This is a genomic window from Bradyrhizobium sp. USDA 4502, from assembly GCF_054063355.1.
The window spans coordinates 2,526,404-2,549,075 of record NZ_JBSSGF010000001.1; the positions used below are offsets into that span (position 1 = coordinate 2,526,404).

Consider the following 22,672-nt stretch of genomic DNA (forward strand, 5'->3'; position numbering starts at 1 on the left):
CTGTATATTGGCGTGGCGACGCCTGCCGTTCGCCGGGGCTTTAATCGGCTACGACCGGGCCGAATCAAGACTATGCGCGACTGAGTAATCGAGACGACCACGATGGCTCGTATCGTCTTGGGGTCGGGTCCAATGGAACAACGAGGTTGAACGATGAGTGAGATTGGCGAGCGGGTTAAGAAGATTGTGGTCGAGCACCTTGGTGTCGAACCCGAGAAGGTGGTCGATAGCGCGAGCTTCATCGATGACCTCGGCGCCGACAGCCTCGACACCGTCGAGCTCGTGATGGCATTCGAAGAAGAATTCGGTTGCGAGATTCCCGACGACGCGGCGGAGACGATTCTGACCGTTGGCGACGCGACCAAGTTTCTCGAGAAGAACGCGAAGAGCTGACGCCGATCGCGAAGTTGACGGGGCCGGACGGACCGTGATCGAGCGGTCCCCCGGCTTCTTATTATCAGCCGCGCATTGCTGGCCGGAGACGTGGAAATGAGACGAGTTGTCGTCACGGGGCTGGGCATGCTTACACCGCTCGGCTGCGGCGTTGACGCAACTTGGGCGCGCATCCTCGCCGGAGACAGCGGCGGCAAGAAGATCGACACGTTCGACGTGTCCGACCTGCCGAGCCAGGTCGCCTGCTACATTCCGCGCGGCGACGGCACTGGCGGCACCTTCAATCCCGATCAGTGGATGGAGCCGAAAGACCAGCGCAAGGTCGACGACTTCATCGTCTATGCGATGTGCGCGGCCAAGCAGGCGCTGGACGATGCCGACTGGCATCCGAAGTCGGACGAGGACCAGTTCGCCACCGGCACGATGATCGGCTCCGGCATCGGCGGCCTCACCGGCATTGCCGAGACTGCGGTGCTGCTGAAGGAGCGCGGACCGCGCAGGGTCTCTCCGTTCTTCATTCCGGGCCGCCTGATCAATCTGGCCTCCGGCTATGTCTCGATCGAGCACGGCCTGAAGGGGCCCAATCATGCAGTGGTCACGGCGTGCTCGACCGGCGCGCATGCGGTCGGCGACGCGGCGCGGCTGATCGCGCTCGGCGACGCCGAGGTGATGGTCGCGGGCGGCGCCGAATCGCCGATCTCGCGCATCGGCATCGCCGGCTTCTGCGCGGCGCGTGCGCTGTCCACCGGCTTCAACGAGACCCCGGAAAAGGCATCGCGGCCGTACGACAAGGATCGCGACGGCTTCGTGATGGGTGAGGGCGCCGGCGTCCTCGTGCTCGAGGAATACGAGCACGCGAAGCGCCGCGGCGCGAAGATCTATGCCGAGGTCACCGGCTATGGCCTGTCGGGCGATGCCTTCCACATCACCTCGCCGCCGCCGGACGGCAATGGCGGCTTCCGCAGCATGACCATGGCGCTGAAGCGCGCCGGCCTTGCGGCATCCGATCTCGACTACATCAATGCGCACGGCACCTCGACGCAGGTCGGCGACGAGATCGAGCTCGGCGCGGTCGAGCGCCTGCTCGGCAATGCGGCATCGAAGGTTTCGATGTCGTCGACCAAGTCCGCGACCGGACATCTGCTCGGTGCGGCCGGCGCGATCGAGGCGATCTTCGCGATCCTGGCGATTCGCGATAACGTGGTGCCGCCGACCATCAATCTCGACAATCCGTCGGTGCAAACGGCGATCGATCTTGTGCCGCATACGTCGCGCAAGCGTGACGTCAATGTGGCGCTGTCCAATTCCTTCGGTTTCGGTGGCACCAACGCTTCCGTGATCGTGCAGCGCGTGACCAATTAGTAGGTCGTTAGAGCGTTTTCGAGCGAAGTGGGTGCCGGTTCGCGTGAAGGAAACGCGTCGAAAAAGAGAATCCAAAGTCCCGTTCCGATTCGATCGGGACGGGACTTTGGAACTAGTCCACCATTTTGCCGTATTCCGCGGTGACTCCTAATAGCGGGCGTATGCTATTGGCAGGGCAGGGGTTTGTCCGGCCACGATTCAACCGGCAGGATATTGGTTTGCATCGATGAGTGAGAGGCCGCCCATTTCACCGAGGAGCCCACGCGCCGCGCTGGAGCCCGAACAGCTTCCGCCGCCGCCCAAGCGCTCGGATCGCGCCCGCAATCCCTTCGTGATCGTCGGCAATGCCATCTTCACCATCCTGATCATCCTGATGATCGGCGCCGGCGCGACGTATTACTACGGCAAGCAGGCGCTGGAATCGCCGGGACCGCTGCAGGAAGACAAGATCGTCAACATCCCGGCGCGCGCCGGCAAGCGTGACATCGCCGACGTGCTCTCGCGTGAGGGCGTGATCAACGTCAATCCGTGGGTCTTCATCGGCGGGGTGTTCGCGCTGAAGGCAAGTTCCGATCTCAAGCCCGGCGAATATTCGTTCCAGAAGAACGCCAGCCTGCGCGACGTCATCGCCACCATCGTCGATGGCAAGGTGGTGCAGCACGCCATCACGATACCGGAAGGCCTGACTTCCGAGCAGATCGTGACGCGGCTCTCCGACAACGACATCTTCACCGGCTCGGTGCGCGAGATCCCGCGCGAGGGCACGCTGCTGCCGGAGACCTACAAATTCCCGCGCGGCACCACGCGCGACCAGGTGATCCAGCGCCTGCAGCAGGCGCAGAAGCGCGTGCTCGCCGAAATCTGGGAACGCCGCAACACCGACACGCCGCTGAAATCGCCGGACCAGCTGGTCACGCTGGCCTCGATCGTCGAGAAGGAAACCGGCCGCGCCGACGAGCGCAGCCGCGTCGCCGCCGTGTTCGTGAACCGCCTGCGCCAGCGGATGAAGCTGCAGTCCGATCCGACCATCATCTACGGACTAGTGGGCGGCAAGGGAACGCTGGGCCGTCCGATCAAGCGCAGCGAAATCACGCAGCCGTCGCCCTACAACACCTATGTGATCGACGGCCTGCCGCCCGGACCGATCGCCAATCCCGGCCGCGCCTCGCTGGAGGCGACCGCCAATCCGGCGCGCACCCGCGACCTGTTCTTCGTCGCTGACGGAACCGGCGGCCACGCCTTCACCGAAACCTACGACCAGCACGCGAAGAACGTCGCCAAGCTGCGCGCGTCGGAAAAGCAGATCCAGAACGACACCGTCGAGCCCGCGGATGATCCGGCGCCCGCCGCCGCGACGCCCGGCGCCGACACCAATCCCACGGCGACGACGCCGAAGCCCACCAATCAAAAGAAGCCGCCGCGCGGTCGGCAGGGCGCAGCCCAACAGACCAATTCGCCACCGGTGGTGCAGCGCTAAAGCGCGATCGTCATCGCGCTTTAGCTTCTTGTTTGAGCATGATCTTTCGGAAAACCGCCATACACTTTTCCGGATCATGGTGTAGCTCTGCATTTTCCGGTGGTGGAACGTAATTCCACTTTCACGGAATCCGTTTTAAGGTCGCACCGGCCCCCCACGAGTCTCGCAGGCTCCGGGTGAGTCCCATATCCTTCTGTTGGAGAGTTCACGCGATGGCGCTGTCGAGCATGACTGGCTTTGCCCGAAGCCATGGCGCAAGCGGTCCCTATACGTTCGAGTGGGAGCTGAAATCGGTCAATGCCAAGGGCTTTGACCTGCGGTTGCGGCTTCCGCCGGGCTGGGACGAACTGGAAGCGCTTGCCAAGAAGCGGGCCGGCGAGCTGCTGTCGCGCGGCACGGTCTACGCCAATCTCAGCGTCAAGCGCACCGACGCGGCGCAGACGATCCGGATCAATGAGGACGTGCTCGCCGCCGTGGTGAAGGTCGCCGGCACGCTCGCGCAGCGGATCGACGCGGTGGCGCCGAGCATCGACGGACTGCTCGGCATCAAGGGCGTCATTGAGGTGGTCGAGCCCGAGAGCAACGAGGACGAGGACAAGGCGGCGCGCGAGGCGGCGGCGATGGCCTTCGAGCAGGCGCTCGGCAGCCTTGTCGAGATGCGCCGCCGCGAGGGCGATGCGCTGGGGCAGATCCTGATGCAGCGGATGGACGAGGTCGAGCGGCTCGCCAGGCGCGCCGAGACCGCTCCCGGCCGCAAGCCCGAGGCGATCAAGGCGCGGCTGGCCGAGCAGATCGCGGCCCTGCTCGAGACGTCCGACCGCTTCGATGCCGACCGCCTGAACCAGGAGGCGATCCTGATCGCCACCAAGGCCGACATCCGCGAGGAACTCGACCGCATCGCCTCGCACATCGCCCAGGCGCGCGAGATGATCGGCAAGGGCGGTCCGGTCGGGCGCCGGCTCGACTTCCTCGCCCAGGAATTCAATCGCGAGGTGAACACCTGCTGCTCGAAGTCGAACGACGTCGAGCTGACCAACACCGGGCTTGAAATGAAGAACGTGGTCGAGCAGTTCCGCGAACAGGTCCAGAATCTGGAGTGAATGATGACGGCGCAGGGTTTTGACGGCGTAGAGCGGCGCGGACTGATGTTCGTCCTGTCGTCGCCGTCGGGCGCCGGCAAGACGACGCTGTCTCGCATGCTGCTTGAACGCGAGCCGGGCCTGAAGATGTCGGTGTCGGCGACCACGCGGCCGATGCGGCCGGGCGAGGTCGAGGGCCGCGACTATTTCTTCGTCGACAAGAAGAAATTCGAGAAGATGGTCGAGCAGGGTGAACTGCTCGAATGGGCCACCGTATTCGACAACCGCTACGGCACGCCGCGTGCGCCGGTCGAGGCCGCCCTAGCGGTGGGGCAGGATGTTCTGTTCGATATCGACTGGCAGGGCACGCAACAGCTCCACCAGAAAGCCAGCGCCGATGTGGTGCGGGTGTTCATCCTGCCGCCGTCGGCCGCCGATCTCGAGAGGCGGCTGCATACCCGGGCGCAGGATTCGGAAGAGGTCATCCGCGGACGGATGAGCCGCGCCAGTCATGAGCTGAGCCATTGGGCGGAATACGACTACATCGTCGTCAACCACAACGTCGACGATGCCTTTGCCGAGGTGCAGTCGATCCTGAAGGCCGAGCGCCTCAAGCGCGAGCGCCGCACCGGCCTTACCGAATTCGTGCGCGGCCTGCAGCGTCAGCTCGAGAAGTAGCGCGTTGCGGACGTGATGCGAGCGCATCACGTCCGTTTGCATTTTTCCTAAGCGGACCTTAGTTCGTCGCGCTGCGCGCAAGCCGCTGCAGCATTGCGGCGATCTGCTTGTTGTCCTGCTCCCTTTGATCCCGATCACGCGTAGCCTCGCGACGTGGAGCTGGCTTCTCGGCCCGGCGTGGAGCGGGCGTCTCCGCACGGCGCGGAGCGGGCGTCTCCGCACGGCGCGGAACGGGCGTCTCGGCGCGGCGCGGCGCAGCCTCGGACAGCCGCAGCGGACGGTCCCGGCTGACAACCGCCATCGGGGGCGCCGGCTCGGTGTGCAGCGAATCCCACGGCGCCTGCCACTCATCCTTGGTCTCGTAAGGCGGCGTACGCGTGCGAGTCAGCCGGAAAACCAGCGTGCTGACCAGGCCGGCCAGCGCCAGGGCTCCAACCATCACGATCAGCAGCATCTGCGTCGACGACGGTGACTTCTCCACGGACGCTTCGGCCGTGGCGGGGGCGGCAGGCGCCGGCGCGGCCGCCGGTTGCGGCGTCGTGTCTGCCTGCGCAACCGCGGTCGGCTGGTCTGCGGCGCGTCTGGTTCCGTTGGTTCCGGCCATGCTCGATGCATCCAGCCATCTGGCGTTCACGTCGGACGGCTGCGCGTTGGTACCGGTGGGCGTGGCTGCCGGGTCGGGCGTCGCTGCCGTTCCGCCGGCCTGGCCGGCGTCGGCGCTTGGCGCAGGTACGGCTGCGACCTGGGGCGAGGGCCATTCGGCATGGGCATCGGCGACTGATCTGCGCATCGCCGGCTGCTGCGGCGCGGGCTGGCTCTGCGGCGTCGGCTGGCTCTGTGGCGGCGTCGCGTCGGCCGTTGTGGTATCGGGCGCTGCTGCCGCCGGCGGCTGCTGCGTGCTCGTCGTCGCCGTCTTGGCGGCCTTGTTCTTGGCCTCGCCGAGATACCAGCACTTCTTCTTGCTGCGATCGAGATGGTAGAACCAGTGGCTTCCCGCAGGCGCGGTTCCCTTGGGCGCGGCCAGGCAGGTGTCCGCCGTGTTGTTGGTGCTATTGGCCGTATTGGCGGCGGTCTGGGCCATGGCGCTGCAACTGGCGCCGGCCAGGATGCTGGCGGCAAGCGCCGCAGCGAATTTCGCTGAACGATTTGACATACGCGTCCCCGGTATCTCTTTTTTAACGCAAACGCTGGAGATCCCAATCTCGGCAAAGAGTTGGGTCGCAATGCGCCGCAAATCCGGAACGGGTGGGGCTTAATTGGGGCTCGCGGCGTGCCGCAATTGCGGCGAGCCCGAGGCCGCGGAACGTGAACCGAACGATGGCTTGGTTCGACCGTCAGGTTCCATCGGAGCGGCCGCGTCCCGCCGGCGGTAGCAGCACCGGCGGGACGTCATGTCTCAGCGTGATCTTTCGGAAAAACGCGTCACGCTCTTCCGGAATGCTCTAGTTCTTCAGGACGATGCGTCCGACGACCTTGCCGGCGCGCAGCTCGTCGATCCATTTCTGGACGTCGGCCATCGGCTCTTCCTTCATCGGCGTCGGCTTGATCTTGCCATCGCGGGCGAGCGCCATCAATTCCTGACCTTCGGCCAGCGTGCCGACCATGAAGCCTTCGATGGTCATGCGCTTGTACACCCACTGCACCATCGGCAGCGTGAACTGGCCGCCCATCAGGCCGGACACCACGATCTTGCCGCCGCGCGCGACCGTCGACACCGCAAACGCCATCGACTTCTCGTTGCCGGCAAAGTCGACGACGCCGTCGAAGCCGCCGTCGCTCTCCTTCAGCATGCGCTTGACGACATCGGGCTCTGCCGGGTCATAGGCGGCCGCCGCGCCGTTCTTCAGCGCGGTCTCGCGCGCCGCGGGGCTGAGATCGGCAACCGTGATCGGCTGCTTGAACATCGCCTGCGCGAATGACAGGCCCATCATTCCGACGCCGCCGAGACCGATCAGCAGCAGATTGCGCTGGCGCGGACGATCGACCAGGCGCTTCAGCGCGCCATAGGCGGTGACGCCGGAGCACATCAGGGTGGCGGCCTGGTTGACCGGCAGCGCATCGTAATCGAGCAGGTATTTTGCGTCGGGCACCAGCACGTGGGTGGCGAAGCCGCCGTCGATCGAGACGCCGAGGAAGCGCTGCTTGACGCAGAGATTCTCGTCGCCGGCGAGGCAGTCGCGGCACTGGCCGCAGCCGATCCAGGGGAAGACGGCCTTCTTCGTCCCGATCAGATCCTTCGGCGCATCGGGGCCGACCTCGTCGACCACGCCCGCGATCTCATGGCCGAGCGTGAAGGGCAGGGTCATGCCGCGGGTGGTGTCGAGCTTCTTGCCGCCGCCGAGATCGGCGTAGCCGTCCTGGATGTGGAGATCGGAATGGCACAGGCCGCAGCGCTCGATGCGCACCAGCACTTCGCGTCCCTGGGGCTTCGGCGTGTCGACGATGGTTTCGCACAGCGGTGCATCGAATTTGACGAGGGATTGGCGAACCATACGCGCCATTACGTTTTCTCCTGTTGTTCTATTTTGTGGCCCGTATATCGGCCAATTCCCGGGCCATGGCAACAAAGCCCGCGACCGGAATGGTTTCGGCGCGCCGTGTCGCGTCGATATCGGCTGCGGCAGCAAGCCGCGCCGGATCGACCGACAGCGATTTCAAACTCTGGCGCAGCATCTTGCGGCGCTGGCCGAAGGCGGCGGCTGCGACCTGCTCGAGCATGCGGCGGTCGCACGGCTCGGGCGCGGCGCGCGGTATCAATCGTACCACCGAGGACGTGACCTTCGGTTGCGGCACGAAGGCCGCGGGCGAGATGTCGAACAGGATCTTGGTCTCGGCGCGCCAGTTGGCGAGCACCGCGAGCCGGCCATACGCCTCCTCGTCCTCATGGGCGACGATGCGCTCGGCGACCTCGCGCTGGAACATCAGGACCATCATGTCGTACCAGGGCGGCCACGGCTCGATCGACAGCCAGTCGACCAGCAGCTGGGTCGCGATGTTGTAGGGCAGGTTGGCGACGATCTTGGCCTTGGCGCCATCGAGCAAGGGACGCGGGTCAAAGCGCTGCGCGTCGCCATGCACGATCTCGATGCGGCCGGGATAGCGCTTGGCGATATAGTCGAGCGCAGCCAGCGCCCGCTCGTCGCGCTCGATGGCGATCACGCGCTTGGCACCCAGCGCAAGCAGCGCGCGCGTCAAGCCGCCGGGACCGGGGCCGACCTCGATCACGGTGGAGTCTTCCAGCGGGCCCGCGGCGCGGGCAATGCGCGCGGTGAGGTTGAGATCGAGCAGAAAATTCTGGCCGAGCGATTTGCGCGCCGACAGCGAATGCTCGCGAATGACGTCGCGCAGCGGCGGCAGATCGTCGATCGTGCTCACTTAGCTTGATGCCGCGGCCATGCGCGCGGCGAGCCGGAGGGCGGCGATCAGGCTCGACGGATTGGCCTTGCCGGTGCCGGCGATATCGAATGCGGTGCCGTGATCGGGCGAGGTCCGGATGAAGGGCAGCCCCAGCGTGACGTTGACGGCGTCCTCGAACGCGACGGTCTTGATCGGGATCAGCGCCTGGTCGTGATACATGCAGATCGCGCAGTCGTAGGTCTTGCGCGCGGCTGCGTGGAACATGGTGTCGGCCGGCAGCGGGCCTCGGACGGCAATGCCGTCGCGGCGCAGGATCTCGACCGCGGGCGCGACGATCTCGACGTCTTCCATGCCGAGCGTGCCGTCTTCGCCGGCATGCGGATTGAGGCCGGCAATGGCGAGCCGCGGCGCTGCGAGGCCGAACCGCGCCTTCATGTCCGCGACCACGATCCGCGCGGTCGACACGATCAGGTCGGTCGTCAATTGCGCCAGCGCCTCGCGGACCGACACATGGATCGTCACCGGGACAACGGCGAGCGCCGGTGACCACAGCATCATCACCGGCTGCGGCGCGCGCCCGCCGCTTGCGGCAAGCTCGGCCAAGAACTCTGTATGGCCGGGATGTCGGAAGCCGGCGCGGTACAGCACGTTCTTGGCGATCGGATTGGTGACGACGGCGCTGGCCTTGCCGGCGGCGACATCGGCGACGGCCTGCCGGATCGATGCCAGCGCCGCATCGGCACTCGTGCCGTCGGGCTGGCCCGGTCGCGCCGTCGCTGTCTTGCCGGTCGCAACCACGGGGAGGGCGCGTGCGAACGTCGCGGATGCCTCCGCGGCGCTGACCTCGGCCAACTCGACGGCAAGCCCGAGCGTCTTGGCGCGTTCGGCAAGCGCGGCGCGGTCGCCCAGCAGATAGAACGGCGGGAGATCGAGTTCGCGGCGGCGCAGCCATGCGGCGAGCGTGATGTCGGGGCCGATGCCTGCGGGCTCGCCGGATGTAAGTGCGAGAGGTTGAGCCATGCGTCAACGATAGTCGATCATCGCCCGCCTGGATATTCGATCATCGCGGCTTTTCGGACTTCCTGCAGGTAGGCCTTCGACTTCGCCTCGTACTTCTGCACGTACATCTTGTCGCGCATCTCACGCTTCTTCGGCGTGTCGACGGTGGTTGCCTTCCTGCCGCAGAGGGCGACCATTTCAACGCCCTGCTTGGTGACCTCGGGAGGGGTGAGGTGGCCGACCGGGGTCTTGTCCAGGATGTCGCGCAGCGACTGCGGCAGGTCAGCCGAGGTCTTCACGACGATCTCGCGGATCGCGGCGTTGCGCATCGACTTGAAGAAGGTGTTGGCTTCCTCGCAACTGGTAACGCGCTCGCGCAGGCTGTCCGCTTCCTTGCGGCGTCCCTCGAACTCCGACTGCGGCGCGCCGCGGGGCACGATCAGAACGACCGGCTGCATCCTGTATTCGAATGCCTCGGCCTCAGCCGCGCCTCCGGTCTCCTTGACCGCGTTGGCCACGTCCTTTTCGCCAACCTGCAGGCTTTCCTTGAAGCGGCCGCGGACCAGGCTGGTCCAGACCATGTCGGCCCTGATGCGTTGCTTCAGCGTGTCCGGGCGGATGCCCTTGCCCTCGAGCACCTTGGTGAGTTGGTCGCCGGAAAGCCGCATCCGCTGCGCCATGCCGCCGAAGGACTGGTCGATATCGCCGGCGGAGGGATCGACGCCGAATTTCTTGGCTTCCTTGATCTTCAGCTTCTCATCGATCAGCTCGTCGAGGACGGTCTTCCGATCAGGCGTCTTGCCGCCGGTCAGGGCGTTCAGCTTGGCGCGCTGCTCGATGTCGTAATTGGTGATGGGCTCGCCATTGACCATCACGGCGATGGTCTGGGCATGCAGTCGCGCGCCGCCTCCGAACAGGAGGAAAAGAGCCAGCAGGGAACTCAACACTAGCTGATGGCGGCGCGTTGGCAGGCTAGCGGTCGTCATTATCGTCATGTCAGCCGTTTAAACCAATTCAAGCCGGAGCCACAGGCCCGCAGGCAATCCAAGCACCCCGCCAGACCGCTCGCTCGCTACTGCATGCCAGCCGAACTGCTGGACGTGGAGGTCTGCGCGATCGTCCGCAGCCCGATCTGGAACATGAACGCGTGGCTGAGGACGGGCGGCGTCGAGCCGGCCTGATAGGTATAGGACGTGACATAGTTGGCGGCCAGCACGAAGCAGTCGTCCACATAGCCCGCGCCGAACGCGTACTGGTTGATTTTGTTCGCTTCAAGGTCCCAGCGCGCCGCGCCCTGAACCACCCAGTTCGCCGCCACCTTGATCGATCCGCTGGCAAGGATGCCTTCGCGGCGCGTCAAATAGCCAAGCTCCGGCTGCGCGGCATAGTCGCCGTACATCAGGCTGACCGACCAGCGGTCGAAGTTCGCGCTGGCCTGGGCCTCGAACCGGTTGATGTTCCAGGTCGCCTCGTCCATCCGCGAGCGGACGCTGAACGTGTAGGTGCGGTTGGGCGAGTAGGCAAGGCTCGCGACATAGTCCGAGCGCGGATTCTGCAGGCCGGAATCGATGCCGGTGTTGGTGACGTCCGCGACTGCGAACGAGTTCAACCCGAACATCTGATAGGACTGTCCGAACATCGCCTTGACGCTGCCGCCGCGATCGAACTGCGTGGTGGCCTGCACGCCGACATTGGCGCGGCTGCCGCCTTCGACGCGGTCGTAGCCGGAGAACTTGTCGATCGCGAACAGGTTCGAGGTATCGAACACCAGGCTCTGCGCGTCCTCGTTCGGAAGCTTGCCGGCGCTGGGTTCGTCGGGCCGGATGATGACCTGCGCAATCGGCTCGATGGTCGTCGTGCCCCACGGCTGCACGTTGATGAAGGGGTAGCGGTATTCGAAGCCGACTGTCGGCATCAGGCGGACCGTCTGGGTGTCGCCGACCGGCAGGAAGTTGGAAACGCCCGGCTGGTTCGAAATGTCGGCGTTGATGGCATCGGCGCGGACGCCGACGAACGGCGTCCAGATCTGGCCGAGCGGGTCGGTATAGGATTTACGCCACTGCGCCTCGGCGGTCAGCCTTGTGTAGGTGCCCGGCATGCCGCGCAGCAGGCACTGCGACGGCGTGCGCGCCATCGGGTCCGCGGATGTGGTCAGGCACAGGCCGTTGGTGTTGGCCGTCGTCGTGATCGGGTCGAACACCGCGGTTTCGCGGGTCAGGTTGGTGAAGTTCACCTTGTAGCTGAACTCGCCACCGAAGATCGGGCTGTTGATCACGTTGTTGTAGTCGATAACGGGCGCGACCACCGGAACCTGGTTCTGGTTGCCGGAGTAGCTGAGATAATAGATCGCGCGTGCGTCGAAGAAGCTGCGGTTGCCGACGCCGGTCAGATAGAGCTGCGAGATCGCCTCGGTCGGCAGCGACAGGAACGATCCGAACGGATCCTTGTACTGGGCCAGCCGGTAATCGGACATGAAGTAGTAGTCGGACAGCAGCACGCCGTCCCAGCCCCAGGTCCATTTGTCGTTCAGCGCGAACTGACCCTTGGTCTCGATGCCGCCGCGGAACTGGCGGTCACCGGGCTGGCCGGCGAAGGCGCCTTGATCAAGCTGGTCGATGCCGTAGAGCCGGATCTGATAGGCGCCGTTCGACAGGCGCTGACGGAATTCGCCCTGGAACAGCACGCCCTGCTTCGAGGTGATGCGCGGATTGAACGTCGCGTCGAAGTCCGGCGCGAGCGCGAAGTAATAGGGGATTTCGACGCCGACGCCGAACGCCGAATACGTGGTGAAGCCCGGCATCAGGAAGCCGCTCTTGCGCTTCACGGTCGGATCGGGCGTCGAGAAGTAGGGCAGATACGCCATCGGAACGCCGAAGAATTCGAGCTGGGCGTTCTCGAAATAGAGCATCTTCTCGGTCTGGTTATGGATGATGCGCGCGCCCTTGACCTGCCAGAGCGGCGGCTTCTTCGGATCATCCTTACAGGGCGCGCAGGCGGTATAAACGCCGTTGTCGAACACCGTGTAATTGCCGCTGGACCGATCGGCGCGGGTCGCCGCCATGCGGGTCTGGTCTTCGGTGTCGACGCGCAGCGAATCGACGAACCCGTCGCGGTAGTCGTCGCTGAGATCAAGGATGTTGGCGTAGGTGATCTTGCCTTCCGCATCGGTCATGCGGATGTTGCCTTCGGCATGAAGACGCTTGGTCTTCTGATCGTAGATGACCTTGTCGGCCTCGACGCTGGTGCCGTTGTAGAACATCTGGACGTTGCCGACGGCCGAGATGCGCTGGTTGTTGTAGTCGTAATCGACCTCGGTCGCCTGAACGAGCATCTGCCCGTCATTCTTGGCCGGCGGGCGGGGCGGCTTCGGCGGACGCGGATTGTAGGTGAAGGCCTGCGCGGCAGCCGGCGTCGACGCGACAACGTCGAGCGCGCTGACCACGACGAACGCGGCGAGGAGAGCTGAGATCGAAACGCCAAACGCGGCCATGCGGCTCCGTTGACGGCGCAGGACACTGCGCCGCCCGAGAGCAGGCGACCTCAACTGGCGGGCGGCGACGATAGCCACTACCCGTCCTCCTGGTACAGCAAGGCTAAGAAACCGGTGAGGCTGCCCACAACGACAGGCAACCACGCCGCAGCGATGGGATGCATCAACTCAGCCTTGCTCAAATCTTCAGTTACTTTCGACAGCACGTAGAGCAGAAAGCCCGCGCCCACGCCACTCAAAACCATCTTCTGCACGCCGCCCATCCGAAAGAAGCGGAGGCTCACAGAAGCCGCCAACATCACCATCGCAGCCAGCAAAAACGGCTGTGCGATGAGCTTGTGATACTGCAAGCGATAGCCAGCCGTCGCGAACCCTGAGCTCTCCGACGAACGGATGTAGTTCGGCAGTTGCCAAAAGGACACAGTTTCCGGGGTGGAGAAACTGTTGCGCACCTGTGCCGGGGTAAGGGTGGTGGTCAGGTAGAAGGTGTCCTGATCCACCGGAGGCTTATCGAGGGTGAATCGGCGCACGCCCTTGAACACCCAGCGGCCGTCTTCGAGCGCCGCTTCGCGCGCTTCGATTCGCTCCTTGAACTGGAGCGCCGTATCGAATCGGAACACGGTGAGGCCGGTCAGCCGGACGCCCTGCTGCTCGCTGCGGGCCGCATTGATGATCGCCTGACCCTCGTCGTTGATCTGGTTCAGCCAGAAGCCGGACGCGTCCTGAATGCCGCCGCCGGGCGCCGAGCCGAACAGCTCGGCTTCCATCCGTTTGGACAGCTCGCGCAGATTGGCCGATACCGGATTGTAGGCGGTGGTCGCGAAGATGCCGAGCATGATCGCACTGGCCAGCGCCGGCGAGATGAATTGCCAGGCCGAGACGCCGGCGGCGCGGGCCACGACGAGCTCCAGCCGACGCGACAAAGCGAGGTAGCAGGTCATGGCGCCGATCAGCACGCAGAACGGCATCAGCTTCTCGAGCAGCTGCGGCACCCGGAATAGCGAAGTTTCCGCGACCGTGATCGCGGAGGCCGAGACGAGGCCCGACGTCTTGCGCACCATCTCGATGTAATCGACCAGCACGAGCAGCACGAAGATGCCCGCGAACACGCCCACCGCCGCGACCACGAAGCGGCCGGCGAAATAACGCCCGAGCGTGTTTGTGACCATGCTCATGCGGTTGCCGGCCTCCGGAAGAGGCGCGCAATGCGCTCGTTATTCCTGTCGATCGCTTCCATCAGCCGCGGCGGCGGTTCGACGACCACGCCGCCGACGATCATCCAGATGCCGATGCCGATGCCGCCGAACAGCATCAGATACTGCACCAGCGCCGCGAGCGGCGTCTTCACCGCCATGACCGAGCAGGCGAACCCGACCATGCGCAGGCCGAACACCGCGAATACCGAGCCGCCGATCGAGAAATTGCGGCTCTGGCGCGTGGTGCGCGGCGCGCCGAGGAAGGCGAAGGTGAGGGCAGCGAACGCGAACGGATAGATCGGCGCCATGAAGCGATCATGCAGCTCCGCGAAGAACTGGCCCGACAGTTGCTGATAGGTCTTGTCTTCCTCGTCCGGCCACATCAGCTCCCAGAGATAGCGCTCGCGAATCCCGAGCGTGACGTCGCGGCCCTGCGAGAATTTCGACATGTCAAAGGCGTAACGGGCGAACGCGACCAGCGCCGGATCACGCTTGCCAACCTCGAACCGTTGCAGATTGCCGTCATAGAGCACGAGGTACGAGCCTCGGTCGGTCTTCTGCACGGTGCCGTGGTCGGCGATGATGGTGACGCGCTCCTGCGGATCGCGGCGATCGTCGACGAAGACGCCGCCGAGCACGCCGCCGGGCAGGCGCTCGCGGATCCGGATCGTCAAGTTCTGGTCGAGCTGGGCGAAGCGGCCGGGCTGCAGGATGTTGGTCAGCACGTCGGCGGTGATCTCGGCGTCCCACTGCTTGATTCGGCGCATGCCGTCGGGGGCGAGATAGGCGCCGATGAAGGCGACCAGGGCCGCCACCACGCAGGTGGCAAGGAAGAACGGCCGGAACAGCCGGATCGGCGAGAAGCCCGCCGCGTTCATGACGATGATTTCGGAATCGGTCGCGAGCTTGTTCAGCGTATGGGAGATCGCGATCATCAGCGCGATCGGGGCGATGATCAGCACCAGGGCGGGAATCACAAGACCGGTGATGCCAAGGAAGGTGAGGATGGTCTGACCCTGGCTGGTCATCAGGTCGATGCCGCGCAGCGCCTGCGTAATCCAGATCACGCCGGTGAGGCTGACCAGGACAAGCGCAAACGACGCCAGCGTCGTCTTAAAGATGTACTTGTCGATCGACCCCATCGCTACCGCACGACCCCCAAAGGCCCCCTGCACGCAACCAAACGCACGGCTCTCGACCATCCCCGTCAACCCGGGTTCCCCTATGGTCGAGCCGCGGACCCGTCCGGCTCACTCTCTAGTCACTCTCTCACTACCATCCCTTTGATCCGTCAACAAAATGGCCGGGCCAAGGCACGCTTAATTTATGGTTAATTAATCGCTTTTGTGGCCTTCCGGCCACTCCGGCGCTTGGCAGCGGCGCAGCCGGCAGGTCATAGTGTATGACAAGCCCGGTCCGGACTGGTTCCGGACCGCCATCGCAATGCTCACCCCGCGTGCCGGAAGGACCGCCTCAGGTCCGAGCAACACCCTGAGTTCTGGAGGATTTTCCTATGTCCGACGCCGTCAAGGTCGGCTTTGTTCCGATCTCCGCGTCCGCTCGCGGTATTCTGGTGGTCTTTTGCGACGACCAATTGAAGCTGGGAGCCGCCGCCCGGAAGGCGCTGGGAGCCGCCGCCGAGACGGTCAAGCGGGCCGCGGCCGCCAACCAGTTCAAGGGCAAGAGCGGGGCGGTCCTCGACATCCTGGCGCCGGAGGGAATCAAGGTCGAGCGGCTGATCGTGATCGGCACCGGCAAGGCGGCCGACCTCAAGGAGAAGGATTTCCTCAAGTTCGGCGGCGTGGTGGCCGGCAAGCTCAATGCCGGCAGCGGTTCGATGACCGTGGTCGCGGAACTGCCCGATGCCGCGATGGCCGCCGGCCAGGCCGCCGCGATCGCCACCGGCATCCGTCTGCGCGCCTACAAGTTCGACCGCTACAAGACCAAGAAGAAGGACGGCGAGGACGGCGCCCTGCGGGCCGACGTCTCGATCGCCGTCGACGATGTTGCCGCCGCCAGGAAGGCCTATGCGCCTGAAGCGTCCGTCGTCGACGGTGTGAATCTGGCGCGTGAGCTCGTCAACGAGCCGCCGAACGTGCTGTATCCCGAGGAATTCGCACGCCGCGCCAGCCAGCTTCGCAAGCTCGGCGTCGGCGTCGAGGTGCTCGACGTCAAGGCGATGACCAAGCTCGGCATGGGCGCGCTGCTCGGCGTCGCGCAGGGATCGGCACGGCCCGGCCGCACCGTGATCATGCGCTGGAACGGCGGCAAGAAGAGCGAGGCGCCGGTCGCGTTCGTCGGCAAGGGCGTCTGCTTCGACACCGGCGGTATCTCCATCAAGTCGGCCGGCGGCATGGAGGATATGAAGGGCGACATGGGCGGTGCGGCCTGCGTGGTCGGGCTGATGCACGCGCTCGCGGCGCGCAAGGCCCGCGTCAATGCGGTCGGTGCCATCGGCCTTGTCGAGAACATGCCCGACGGCAATGCGCAGCGTCCGGGCGACATCGTCACCTCGATGTCCGGCCAGACCATCGAAATCATCAACACGGACGCCGAGGGACGCCTCGTGCTCGCCGACGTGCTCTGGTACGTCGCCAAGAAGTTCAAGCCGAAATTCATGGTCGATCTGGCCACGCTGACCGGCGCGATCATGGTCGCGCTCGGCACCGATCACGCCGGCATGTTCTCCAACAACGACGAGCTCGCCGAGCGCCTGGCCAAGGTCGGCCTCGAGACCGGCGAGAAGGTGTGGCGCATGCCGCTCGGCCCCGAATACGACAAGCAGATCGATTCGCAATTTGCCGACATGAAGAACACCGGCGGGCGCAACGGCGGCTCGATCACGGCAGCGCAATTCCTGCAGCGTTTCGTCGACGGCACGCCGTGGGCGCATCTCGACATCGCCGGCACCGCGATGGGCGCGCCGAAGACCGAGATCAATCAGAGCTGGGGTTCGGGTTATGGCGTCCGGCTGCTCGAGCGGCTGGTCTCCGACTATTATGAAGCCAGGAAATAGAGTGTCGGCCGGCGCATGACCGAGGTTCTGTTCTACCACCTGCAGAACATGACGCTGGAGAGCGTGCTGCCGCCGCTGCTCGAGAAGTCGCTCGAGCGCGGCTGGCGCGTGGTGGTGCAATCGACGTCGCAGGAGCGTGCCGAGACGCTCGACGCGCATCTGTGGACCTACAGCGACGATTCATTCCTGCCGCACGCGACCTCGCGCGTTGCCGACGCGCAGGACCAGCCGATCATCCTGTCGATCGAGGAGGGCAACCCGAATCGGGCCAATGTCCGCTTCCTGGTCGACAATGCGGCGCTGCCGGCCGACTGCGACAGCTACGAGCGGGTGGTCCTCGTGTTCAACGGCGACGACCCCGACGCGGTGGCCTCGGCCAGGGAAAGCTGGACCGCTTGCAAGGCGCGCGGCTTCGAGGTCACCTATTGGCAGACCGACGAGCGGGGACGCTGGCAGCGGCGCCAATAGCGATAGCTACTAATTAATGATAATTCGACGTTTCTTGGGGCGGGCCACGGTCATGCCGCAAAGTGATGTTCGGACAAGCCCTTAGGTAAGGGGTAGGAGCTTTGTCGATCGTGCGGGACGGAACATTCAGTCGGAAGTCGCTGCTGGCGTTGCTGGTGCTTGCACCGGGACTTGCCGGCTGTTCGGGCGCCGGATCCGACTTGTTTTCGCGCGATGCGGAATGGTTCTCGCGTCCCGGGCGGGTGTTCATCCGCAACATCTCGATCGAATCGCCGCCACTGACGCCGGACAAGCCGGTAACGAACGACGATCTCGTCAGTGCCGACGGCAGCTGTCCAGGCATGGCACCGCCGCCGGGCGCCACCGATGCCAACGCGCAGGCCGGCGGTGCACCGCCGCCGCAGCCAACGGGCGGCAGCGTTGCACTCGGCCACACTGAATGCGACGTCGTGCGCGGCATCGGCGCGCCCGACAGCGTCAACCTGTCCAGTGCTCCGGGCGGCGGGCGCGTTGCGGTCGTGACCTGGTCGCGTGGCGCGCGCGCCGGCATCTACACCTTTACCTCGGGGCGCCTGTCGTCCGTCGAGCGCGGCCCGGATCCCGTGCCCGAGCCGAAGCAGGCGAAGCCGAAGAAGAAAAAGACCTCGCACGGCTAGAGCGTTTTCGCCGCAGCGGCAGGCCAATGCCTGCATGCGCGGGCATGATACCGGACGCGCGGACATCACACCGGACAGAATGAGAGCCTCGGCTCCCTCCACGGGTCGTCCCTGCCTAGTGCGCAATTGCGCACGGGAGCAGGGACCCATACGCCGCGGCCGATGTGGTTGAGCGGACTCGTCGTTCGACGATCGCGCAGCAACGACCATCTGTGGTTATGGGTCCCTGCTTTCGCACTAGCGTGTCTACACGGTTTTGGGGCGCGACAGATTGACTCGGTGCAGCAAGAAGTGGCGTCTCTGCAGCATGTTGTATGATTCTCTCACTGGCGCTTTGATTCGAAGGAGCGCCAGCGATGCAGCCGGATTTGTCTTTGGGTGAGTTCGGGGACGTTCGTCTCGACAAAAGGGGGCGACGCTTCTGCGGGCTATGCTTTGCACGCGCAGCGTCTGCTTGCGCCAGATGGCCCGGGGCGATTGGGCTGCCAATATGGCGTTCTGGCGGTTTGTGAACAACCCCCAAGTCACGATCGATAAATTGATTGAGGGCTGGAGCGCGCAGACGCGGACTGCGGTCAGCGGGCGTCATGTGCTGGCGATCCAGGATACGAGCGAGGTCAAGTTCCAGACCCAGGCGGGACGGCGGCGCGGGCTGGGCAAAGTCGGCAAGGGCAATGCTCGCGGCGTGCTGTTGCATGCGATGATGGCGGTGGATGCCGACAGCGGGGTCTGTCTTGGCCTTACTGGCGGCAACGTTTGGACGCGCAAAGGCAAGGTAAAAATCCCGCATGAGCGGCGCGCCTTGGCCGACAAGGAGTCGGCGCGCTGGGTGACGGCCGCCGAGCAAGGCCGCGACGTCCTGGCAGATGCCCGCATGATCACCGTCGTCAACGACCGCGAGGGGGATTTCTTTGCTCACTGGGCGCTGACGCCAGCTGAGAATGTCCATCTTCTGTCGCGTGCCATGCACGACCATGCGCTGGTCGATGGCGACACACTTTATCAGGCGGTCGAGCGGAGCCGCTTCTGCGACAACGCGGTGATCGATCTGCCGCAGCGAATGGATCGGCGCGGCCGGCAGGCCCATCTCTCGATGCGCTTCGGAACCGTCGTGCTCAAGCGGCCGCAGAGGCCCGGCGTCACCGACTTGGCGGAGGGCATCAAACTCAGCTTCGTAGAAGTGGTCGAGTTGCATCCGCCGAGAGGTGCGGAGCCCATTCGCTGGCTGCTCCTGACCACTCATCCGGTCGCCACCGTTAAAGACGCCTGGCAGATCGTCTCCTGGTACCGCCAGCGCTGGATCATTGAGCAACTCTTTCGCTCGCTGAAGAGCCAGGGTTTGCGCATCGAGGATAGTCAGATCGAGAGCGCCGAAGGCCTGATCAAGCTCGTGGCGGTCGCCACCAGAGCGGCATGTATCGTCATTCAACTCGTTCAGGCCCGCAACAGTGGCGAAGAATTGCCGGCTGAATTTGTCTTCACCGCAGAAGAGATCGAGACGCTCAGGGCCATCAACAAAACCATGAAAGGTCGCACCGAGCTTCAGAAAAACCACCATCGCCCCAACACTCTTGCTTGGGCGGCATGGATCATCGCAAAACTCGGCGGATGGACCGGCTACGCCTCCCACCGTCAACCTGGACCAATCACCTTCCACACCGGAATGGCCCGCTTCCAAATCCTCGCAAATGGCCCGACAAACGTGTAGATGCACTAGTGCTTTCGCAGGGACGACATCGGATATGTGGCTCCGCCCGGTCTAACTCGCCGCTTCGTCGAGTTCGGCGCTGGCTTCCAGCCAGTCTTCCTCTGCGCGCTGTAACGCGCTCTCGGCGCCGGCGCGCGCCTTGGTCAGTTGCGCGGCCTGCTTGGGGTCGCGGGCAAAAATATCGGGCAATGCGAGTGCGGTATCGATCTTGGCGATGATGGCGTTGATGCGCTCGATCTCGGCCTCAGCTTGCGCGACCCGCTGCCTGGGTGAAGCACGCTTCTCGTTGCGGATGCGCTCCGGCTTCGCGGCCTCCTTGACGCGCTCGCGCGAGGCCGGCCGGCCGTCATTGGCCGACAGGATCATGCGTCGATATTCGTCGAGATCGCCGTCATAGGCCGTGACGGTCTGGTTGGCCACGACCCACAGGCGGTCGGCGCAGGCCTCGATCAGATAGCGATCATGCGAGACCATGATGATGGCGCCGGGGAATTCGTTGATCGCCTCCGCGAGCGCCGCACGGCTGTCGATATCGAGGTGGTTGGTCGGCTCGTCCAGGATGATCATGTTCGGGCCGTAGAACGTGGCAAGCCCCAGCAGCAGCCGCGCCTTCTCGCCGCCCGACAGGCTCTTCACCAGCGTGTCGCCGGCCTTGCCGGAGAAGCCGATCGCGCCGACGCGGCCGCGCACCTTGCTCTCCGGCGCCTCCGGCATCAGCTTGCGGATGTGATCATAGGGCGAGCCGTCGAGATTGAGCTCGTCGACCTGGTGTTGGGCGAAATAGCCGACCGACAGCTTGTCGGCCCTCGTGATCCGGCCGGCAAACGGCGCGAGCTTGCCCGCCAGCAGCTTGACCAGCGTCGACTTGCCGTTGCCGTTGGCCCCTAACAGCGCGATGCGGTCGTCGGTATCGACGCGCAGCGTCACGCGATTGAGCACCGGCTTGCCGGGCTCGTAGCCGACCGAGACGTCATCGACCGCGATGATCGGCGGCGACAGCAGCTTCTCCGGCGCCGGGAACGAGATCTCATGAACATCCTGGGTCACCAGCGCGGTGATCGGCTTCATCCGCTCCAGCATCTTCACGCGCGACTGCGCCTGCCGCGCCTTCGAGGCCTTGGCCTTGAAGCGGTCGACGAAATCCTGCAGGCGCTTGCGCTCATCGGCCTGCCGCTTGGCGTGCTTGGCGTCGAGCAATTCGCGCGCGGCGCGCTGTTCCTCGAACGAGGAATAGGTGCCCTTGTAGAGCGTCAGTCTGCCGCGATCGAGGTGCAGGATCTGATCGACCGAGGTGTCCAGCAGGTCGCGGTCGTGGCTGATCACGATCACCGTGCGCGGATAGTTGGCGAGGTGGTTCTCGAGCCACAACGTGCCTTCGAGATCGAGATAGTTGGTCGGCTCGTCCAGCAGCAAGAGGTCGGGCGCGGAGAACAGCGTCGCCGCCAGCGCCACGCGCATGCGCCAGCCGCCGGAAAATTCCGCGCACGGCCGCGCCTGGTCTGATGTCGAGAAGCCGAGGCCGGAGAGGATCGCCGCGGCACGGGCGGGCGCGGAATGGGCGTCGATGTCGACCAGCCGGGTCTGGATTTCGGCAATCCGGTGCGGATCGTGCGCCGTCTCGGCCTCGCGCAGCAGCGCGTCGCGCTCGAGATCGGCCTTCAGCACGACGTTGATCAGGCTTTCGGGCCCGTCGGGCGCTTCCTGCGCGAGGCTGCCGATACGCCAGCGCGGCGGAAGCGCGATGCTGCCGCTCTCGGTCGGGATGTCGCCCCGGATGGCGTGAAACAGCGTCGATTTGCCGACGCCGTTGCGGCCGACAAATCCGACGCGGGCTCCGGGTACAATTTGCACCGAACTGTGATCGATCAACAGCCGTCCGGCGATCCGGACCGAGATGTCAGTGATGGAGAGCATGCAGCGTTGTCACCGGACCCGCCGCCAAACGCAACCCCGTCTGTTCGCAAAATCTCTCCCGGGGCTGTTGCAAAAACGCAATTGGGCTGCTGTTCAGCCCTCAACACCTAATGGCGATCGCCTTCCCGTCGTTGCATCTCGTCGAGGAGTTGCTGCAGGCGAGACGAAAGTGCGGGCTCTGGCCGCATGCTTTGCTGAAGCCGTTCGCCTACGGCATCGCAGATGTAACGGCAGGTCTTGTGATCAATCTGATCGGCGTCCTTGTCGATCTTGCTCATTGTCATCGTCATGGCATGTCTCTTGGCGAGTTCCACCTCGCATGTTCGAGTAGCTCCTCGCCATGACAAGTCGCGACCCCGAATTTGGTTTCCGCGCCTTGCTCTCGCCTTGAGGTAGTGGGTCCCATCATATGCCCGGGTTCCCCCGGCGGACCCGAAAAAAGCCCCGGCGCGAGGGCCGGGGCGAGAAGCAAGTCAGGGGAGCAGTCGTAGATTCGATGGATCAGTAGCAGCGGTTGACCAGGCGCCAGCGGGGCCCCCACGGGGTCGGCACCACGCGGCGCACGTAGCAGCCGCCGCCGTAGCCATAACCGCCGTAATAGGCCGGGCCGCCGACGATGACGCGCGGACCGCCCCACCAGCCGTGGTGCCATCCACCGTGCCAGCCGCCATGCCAACCACCCCACGCAGAAGCGGAGGTCGGGGCGAGCGCGGCGGCACCGAGCGAAACCGCGGCGACGGCGGCAAGCGAGAGTTTGCGTAACATGATCGTCTCCTCGAGGTATGGGCGCGCGCGACGCGCCCGCGGTGACATTTCCCGAGACGTCCTGTGAGGCTTGCGGATGGGGGGGCCAGCAAGGCGTCCGATCGCTGCAGAGCC

The 22,672-nt window shown here is 64.9% G+C and carries 20 protein-coding genes; 9 read left to right on the forward strand and 11 right to left on the reverse strand.

All coding sequences use genetic code 11. The annotated features are described in order from the left end of the window. The first annotated feature begins 153 nt into the window (after positions 1-153). The 5 genes from ACVW1B_RS11395 (at position 154) to gmk (ending at position 4,989) form a co-directional block, all read left to right on the forward strand. Positions 154-393, forward strand: a complete 240-nt coding sequence (locus ACVW1B_RS11395; protein WP_002716125.1) for an acyl carrier protein — start codon at positions 154-156, stop codon at positions 391-393. A 96-nt stretch (positions 394-489) separates the two neighbouring features. Then, complete coding sequence (gene fabF / locus ACVW1B_RS11400; RefSeq protein ID WP_092088244.1) at positions 490-1,755, forward strand: beta-ketoacyl-ACP synthase II; 1,266 nt, start codon at positions 490-492, stop codon at positions 1,753-1,755. A 226-nt stretch (positions 1,756-1,981) separates the two neighbouring features. After that, positions 1,982-3,232, forward strand: coding sequence for an endolytic transglycosylase MltG (gene mltG / locus ACVW1B_RS11405; RefSeq protein WP_076831963.1), 1,251 nt, complete (start codon positions 1,982-1,984; stop codon positions 3,230-3,232). 212 nt (positions 3,233-3,444) lie between these two features. Next, on the forward strand, positions 3,445-4,332 hold the full coding sequence (locus ACVW1B_RS11410; protein WP_141343071.1) for a YicC/YloC family endoribonuclease: 888 nt from the start codon (positions 3,445-3,447) through the stop codon (positions 4,330-4,332). Positions 4,333-4,335: 3 nt separating this feature from the next. After that, positions 4,336-4,989, forward strand: a complete 654-nt coding sequence (gene gmk, locus ACVW1B_RS11415) for a guanylate kinase (RefSeq protein ID WP_456780660.1) — start codon at positions 4,336-4,338, stop codon at positions 4,987-4,989. 58 nt (positions 4,990-5,047) lie between these two features. On the opposite strand, the gene ACVW1B_RS11420 is transcribed toward gmk, so the two are convergent. The 8 genes from ACVW1B_RS11420 to lptF form a co-directional block, all read right to left on the reverse strand. Next, positions 5,048-6,142 (reverse strand): hypothetical protein, encoded by a 1,095-nt coding sequence (locus tag ACVW1B_RS11420; RefSeq protein WP_456780659.1) that lies wholly within the window; start codon positions 6,140-6,142, stop codon positions 5,048-5,050. Positions 6,143-6,431: 289 nt separating this feature from the next. Continuing rightward, entirely contained in the window at positions 6,432-7,490 is a 1,059-nt protein-coding gene (locus tag ACVW1B_RS11425; protein WP_456780658.1) for an alcohol dehydrogenase, read from the reverse strand. 19 nt (positions 7,491-7,509) lie between these two features. Next, positions 7,510-8,364: a 16S rRNA (adenine(1518)-N(6)/adenine(1519)-N(6))-dimethyltransferase RsmA gene (gene rsmA / locus ACVW1B_RS11430; RefSeq protein ID WP_057019884.1), complete on the reverse strand. Its 855-nt coding sequence runs from the start codon at positions 8,362-8,364 to the stop codon at positions 7,510-7,512. Further along, a complete protein-coding gene (gene pdxA, locus ACVW1B_RS11435; protein ID WP_456780657.1) occupies positions 8,365-9,366 on the reverse strand; it encodes a 4-hydroxythreonine-4-phosphate dehydrogenase PdxA in 1,002 nt (333 codons plus the stop codon). It lies immediately after the preceding gene. A gap of 17 nt (positions 9,367-9,383) precedes the next feature. After that, on the reverse strand, positions 9,384-10,331 hold the full coding sequence (locus tag ACVW1B_RS11440) for a SurA N-terminal domain-containing protein (RefSeq protein ID WP_225159077.1): 948 nt from the start codon (positions 10,329-10,331) through the stop codon (positions 9,384-9,386). Between the two features lie 86 nt (positions 10,332-10,417). Next, the gene (locus ACVW1B_RS11445) at positions 10,418-12,835 is read right to left on the reverse strand and encodes an LPS-assembly protein LptD (RefSeq protein WP_253608914.1); all 2,418 of its coding nucleotides are present in this window, start codon (positions 12,833-12,835) and stop codon (positions 10,418-10,420) included. A gap of 77 nt (positions 12,836-12,912) precedes the next feature. Next, positions 12,913-14,010 (reverse strand): LPS export ABC transporter permease LptG, encoded by a 1,098-nt coding sequence (lptG, locus tag ACVW1B_RS11450; RefSeq protein ID WP_028335173.1) that lies wholly within the window; start codon positions 14,008-14,010, stop codon positions 12,913-12,915. Beyond that, positions 14,007-15,173: an LPS export ABC transporter permease LptF gene (gene lptF, locus ACVW1B_RS11455; protein WP_456780656.1), complete on the reverse strand. Its 1,167-nt coding sequence runs from the start codon at positions 15,171-15,173 to the stop codon at positions 14,007-14,009. The genes lptG and lptF overlap by 4 nt, the downstream gene beginning before the upstream one ends. A 371-nt stretch (positions 15,174-15,544) precedes the next feature. Between lptF and ACVW1B_RS11460 the strand changes: the two genes are divergently transcribed. The 4 genes from ACVW1B_RS11460 to ACVW1B_RS11475 all read left to right on the forward strand — a co-directional run bounded on the left by ACVW1B_RS11460 (position 15,545) and on the right by ACVW1B_RS11475 (position 19,879). Continuing rightward, positions 15,545-17,047 carry a leucyl aminopeptidase gene (locus tag ACVW1B_RS11460; RefSeq protein WP_456821611.1) on the forward strand — a complete coding sequence of 501 codons (1,503 nt, stop codon included), beginning with the start codon at positions 15,545-15,547 and terminating at the stop codon, positions 17,045-17,047. Positions 17,048-17,062: 15 nt separating this feature from the next. Further along, on the forward strand, positions 17,063-17,515 hold the full coding sequence (locus ACVW1B_RS11465) for a DNA polymerase III subunit chi (RefSeq protein ID WP_028335176.1): 453 nt from the start codon (positions 17,063-17,065) through the stop codon (positions 17,513-17,515). A gap of 101 nt (positions 17,516-17,616) precedes the next feature. After that, a complete protein-coding gene (locus tag ACVW1B_RS11470; protein WP_083715152.1) occupies positions 17,617-18,171 on the forward strand; it encodes a hypothetical protein in 555 nt (184 codons plus the stop codon). 463 nt (positions 18,172-18,634) lie between these two features. Further along, positions 18,635-19,879 carry an IS4 family transposase gene (locus ACVW1B_RS11475; protein ID WP_456781775.1) on the forward strand — a complete coding sequence of 415 codons (1,245 nt, stop codon included), beginning with the start codon at positions 18,635-18,637 and terminating at the stop codon, positions 19,877-19,879. A gap of 51 nt (positions 19,880-19,930) precedes the next feature. On the opposite strand, the gene ACVW1B_RS11480 is transcribed toward ACVW1B_RS11475, so the two are convergent. The 3 genes from ACVW1B_RS11480 to ACVW1B_RS11490 form a co-directional block, all read right to left on the reverse strand. Next, complete coding sequence (locus tag ACVW1B_RS11480) at positions 19,931-21,793, reverse strand: ABC-F family ATP-binding cassette domain-containing protein (protein WP_456821612.1); 1,863 nt, start codon at positions 21,791-21,793, stop codon at positions 19,931-19,933. 107 nt (positions 21,794-21,900) lie between these two features. Then, entirely contained in the window at positions 21,901-22,071 is a 171-nt protein-coding gene (locus ACVW1B_RS11485) for a hypothetical protein (RefSeq protein ID WP_167350433.1), read from the reverse strand. A gap of 223 nt (positions 22,072-22,294) precedes the next feature. Continuing rightward, on the reverse strand, positions 22,295-22,558 hold the full coding sequence (locus ACVW1B_RS11490) for a hypothetical protein (protein ID WP_018271306.1): 264 nt from the start codon (positions 22,556-22,558) through the stop codon (positions 22,295-22,297). Positions 22,559-22,672: the final 114 nt, after the last annotated feature.

Excerpts from the sequence above, each read along its gene's own strand:
- ACVW1B_RS11480 (WP_456821612.1), bottom strand. The coding sequence starts at position 21,793 with ATGCTCTCCATCACTGACATCTCGGTCCGGATCGCCGGACGGCTGTTG.
- ACVW1B_RS11475 (WP_456781775.1), top strand. The coding sequence starts at position 18,635 with ATGGCCCGGGGCGATTGGGCTGCCAATATGGCGTTCTGGCGGTTTGTG.
- ACVW1B_RS11425 (WP_456780658.1), bottom strand. The coding sequence starts at position 7,490 with ATGGCGCGTATGGTTCGCCAATCCCTCGTCAAATTCGATGCACCGCTG.
- gmk (WP_456780660.1), top strand. The coding sequence starts at position 4,336 with ATGACGGCGCAGGGTTTTGACGGCGTAGAGCGGCGCGGACTGATGTTC.
- ACVW1B_RS11440 (WP_225159077.1), bottom strand. The coding sequence starts at position 10,331 with ATGACGACCGCTAGCCTGCCAACGCGCCGCCATCAGCTAGTGTTGAGT.
- ACVW1B_RS11485 (WP_167350433.1), bottom strand. The coding sequence starts at position 22,071 with ATGAGCAAGATCGACAAGGACGCCGATCAGATTGATCACAAGACCTGC.
- lptF (WP_456780656.1), bottom strand. The coding sequence starts at position 15,173 with ATGGGGTCGATCGACAAGTACATCTTTAAGACGACGCTGGCGTCGTTT.
- ACVW1B_RS11490 (WP_018271306.1), bottom strand. The coding sequence starts at position 22,558 with ATGTTACGCAAACTCTCGCTTGCCGCCGTCGCCGCGGTTTCGCTCGGT.
- fabF (WP_092088244.1), top strand. The coding sequence starts at position 490 with ATGAGACGAGTTGTCGTCACGGGGCTGGGCATGCTTACACCGCTCGGC.
- ACVW1B_RS11410 (WP_141343071.1), top strand. The coding sequence starts at position 3,445 with ATGGCGCTGTCGAGCATGACTGGCTTTGCCCGAAGCCATGGCGCAAGC.
- mltG (WP_076831963.1), top strand. The coding sequence starts at position 1,982 with ATGAGTGAGAGGCCGCCCATTTCACCGAGGAGCCCACGCGCCGCGCTG.
- ACVW1B_RS11395 (WP_002716125.1), top strand. The coding sequence starts at position 154 with ATGAGTGAGATTGGCGAGCGGGTTAAGAAGATTGTGGTCGAGCACCTT.
- lptG (WP_028335173.1), bottom strand. The coding sequence starts at position 14,010 with ATGAGCATGGTCACAAACACGCTCGGGCGTTATTTCGCCGGCCGCTTC.
- ACVW1B_RS11460 (WP_456821611.1), top strand. The coding sequence starts at position 15,545 with ATGTCCGACGCCGTCAAGGTCGGCTTTGTTCCGATCTCCGCGTCCGCT.
- ACVW1B_RS11445 (WP_253608914.1), bottom strand. The coding sequence starts at position 12,835 with ATGGCCGCGTTTGGCGTTTCGATCTCAGCTCTCCTCGCCGCGTTCGTC.
- ACVW1B_RS11420 (WP_456780659.1), bottom strand. The coding sequence starts at position 6,142 with ATGTCAAATCGTTCAGCGAAATTCGCTGCGGCGCTTGCCGCCAGCATC.
- ACVW1B_RS11465 (WP_028335176.1), top strand. The coding sequence starts at position 17,063 with ATGACCGAGGTTCTGTTCTACCACCTGCAGAACATGACGCTGGAGAGC.
- pdxA (WP_456780657.1), bottom strand. The coding sequence starts at position 9,366 with ATGGCTCAACCTCTCGCACTTACATCCGGCGAGCCCGCAGGCATCGGC.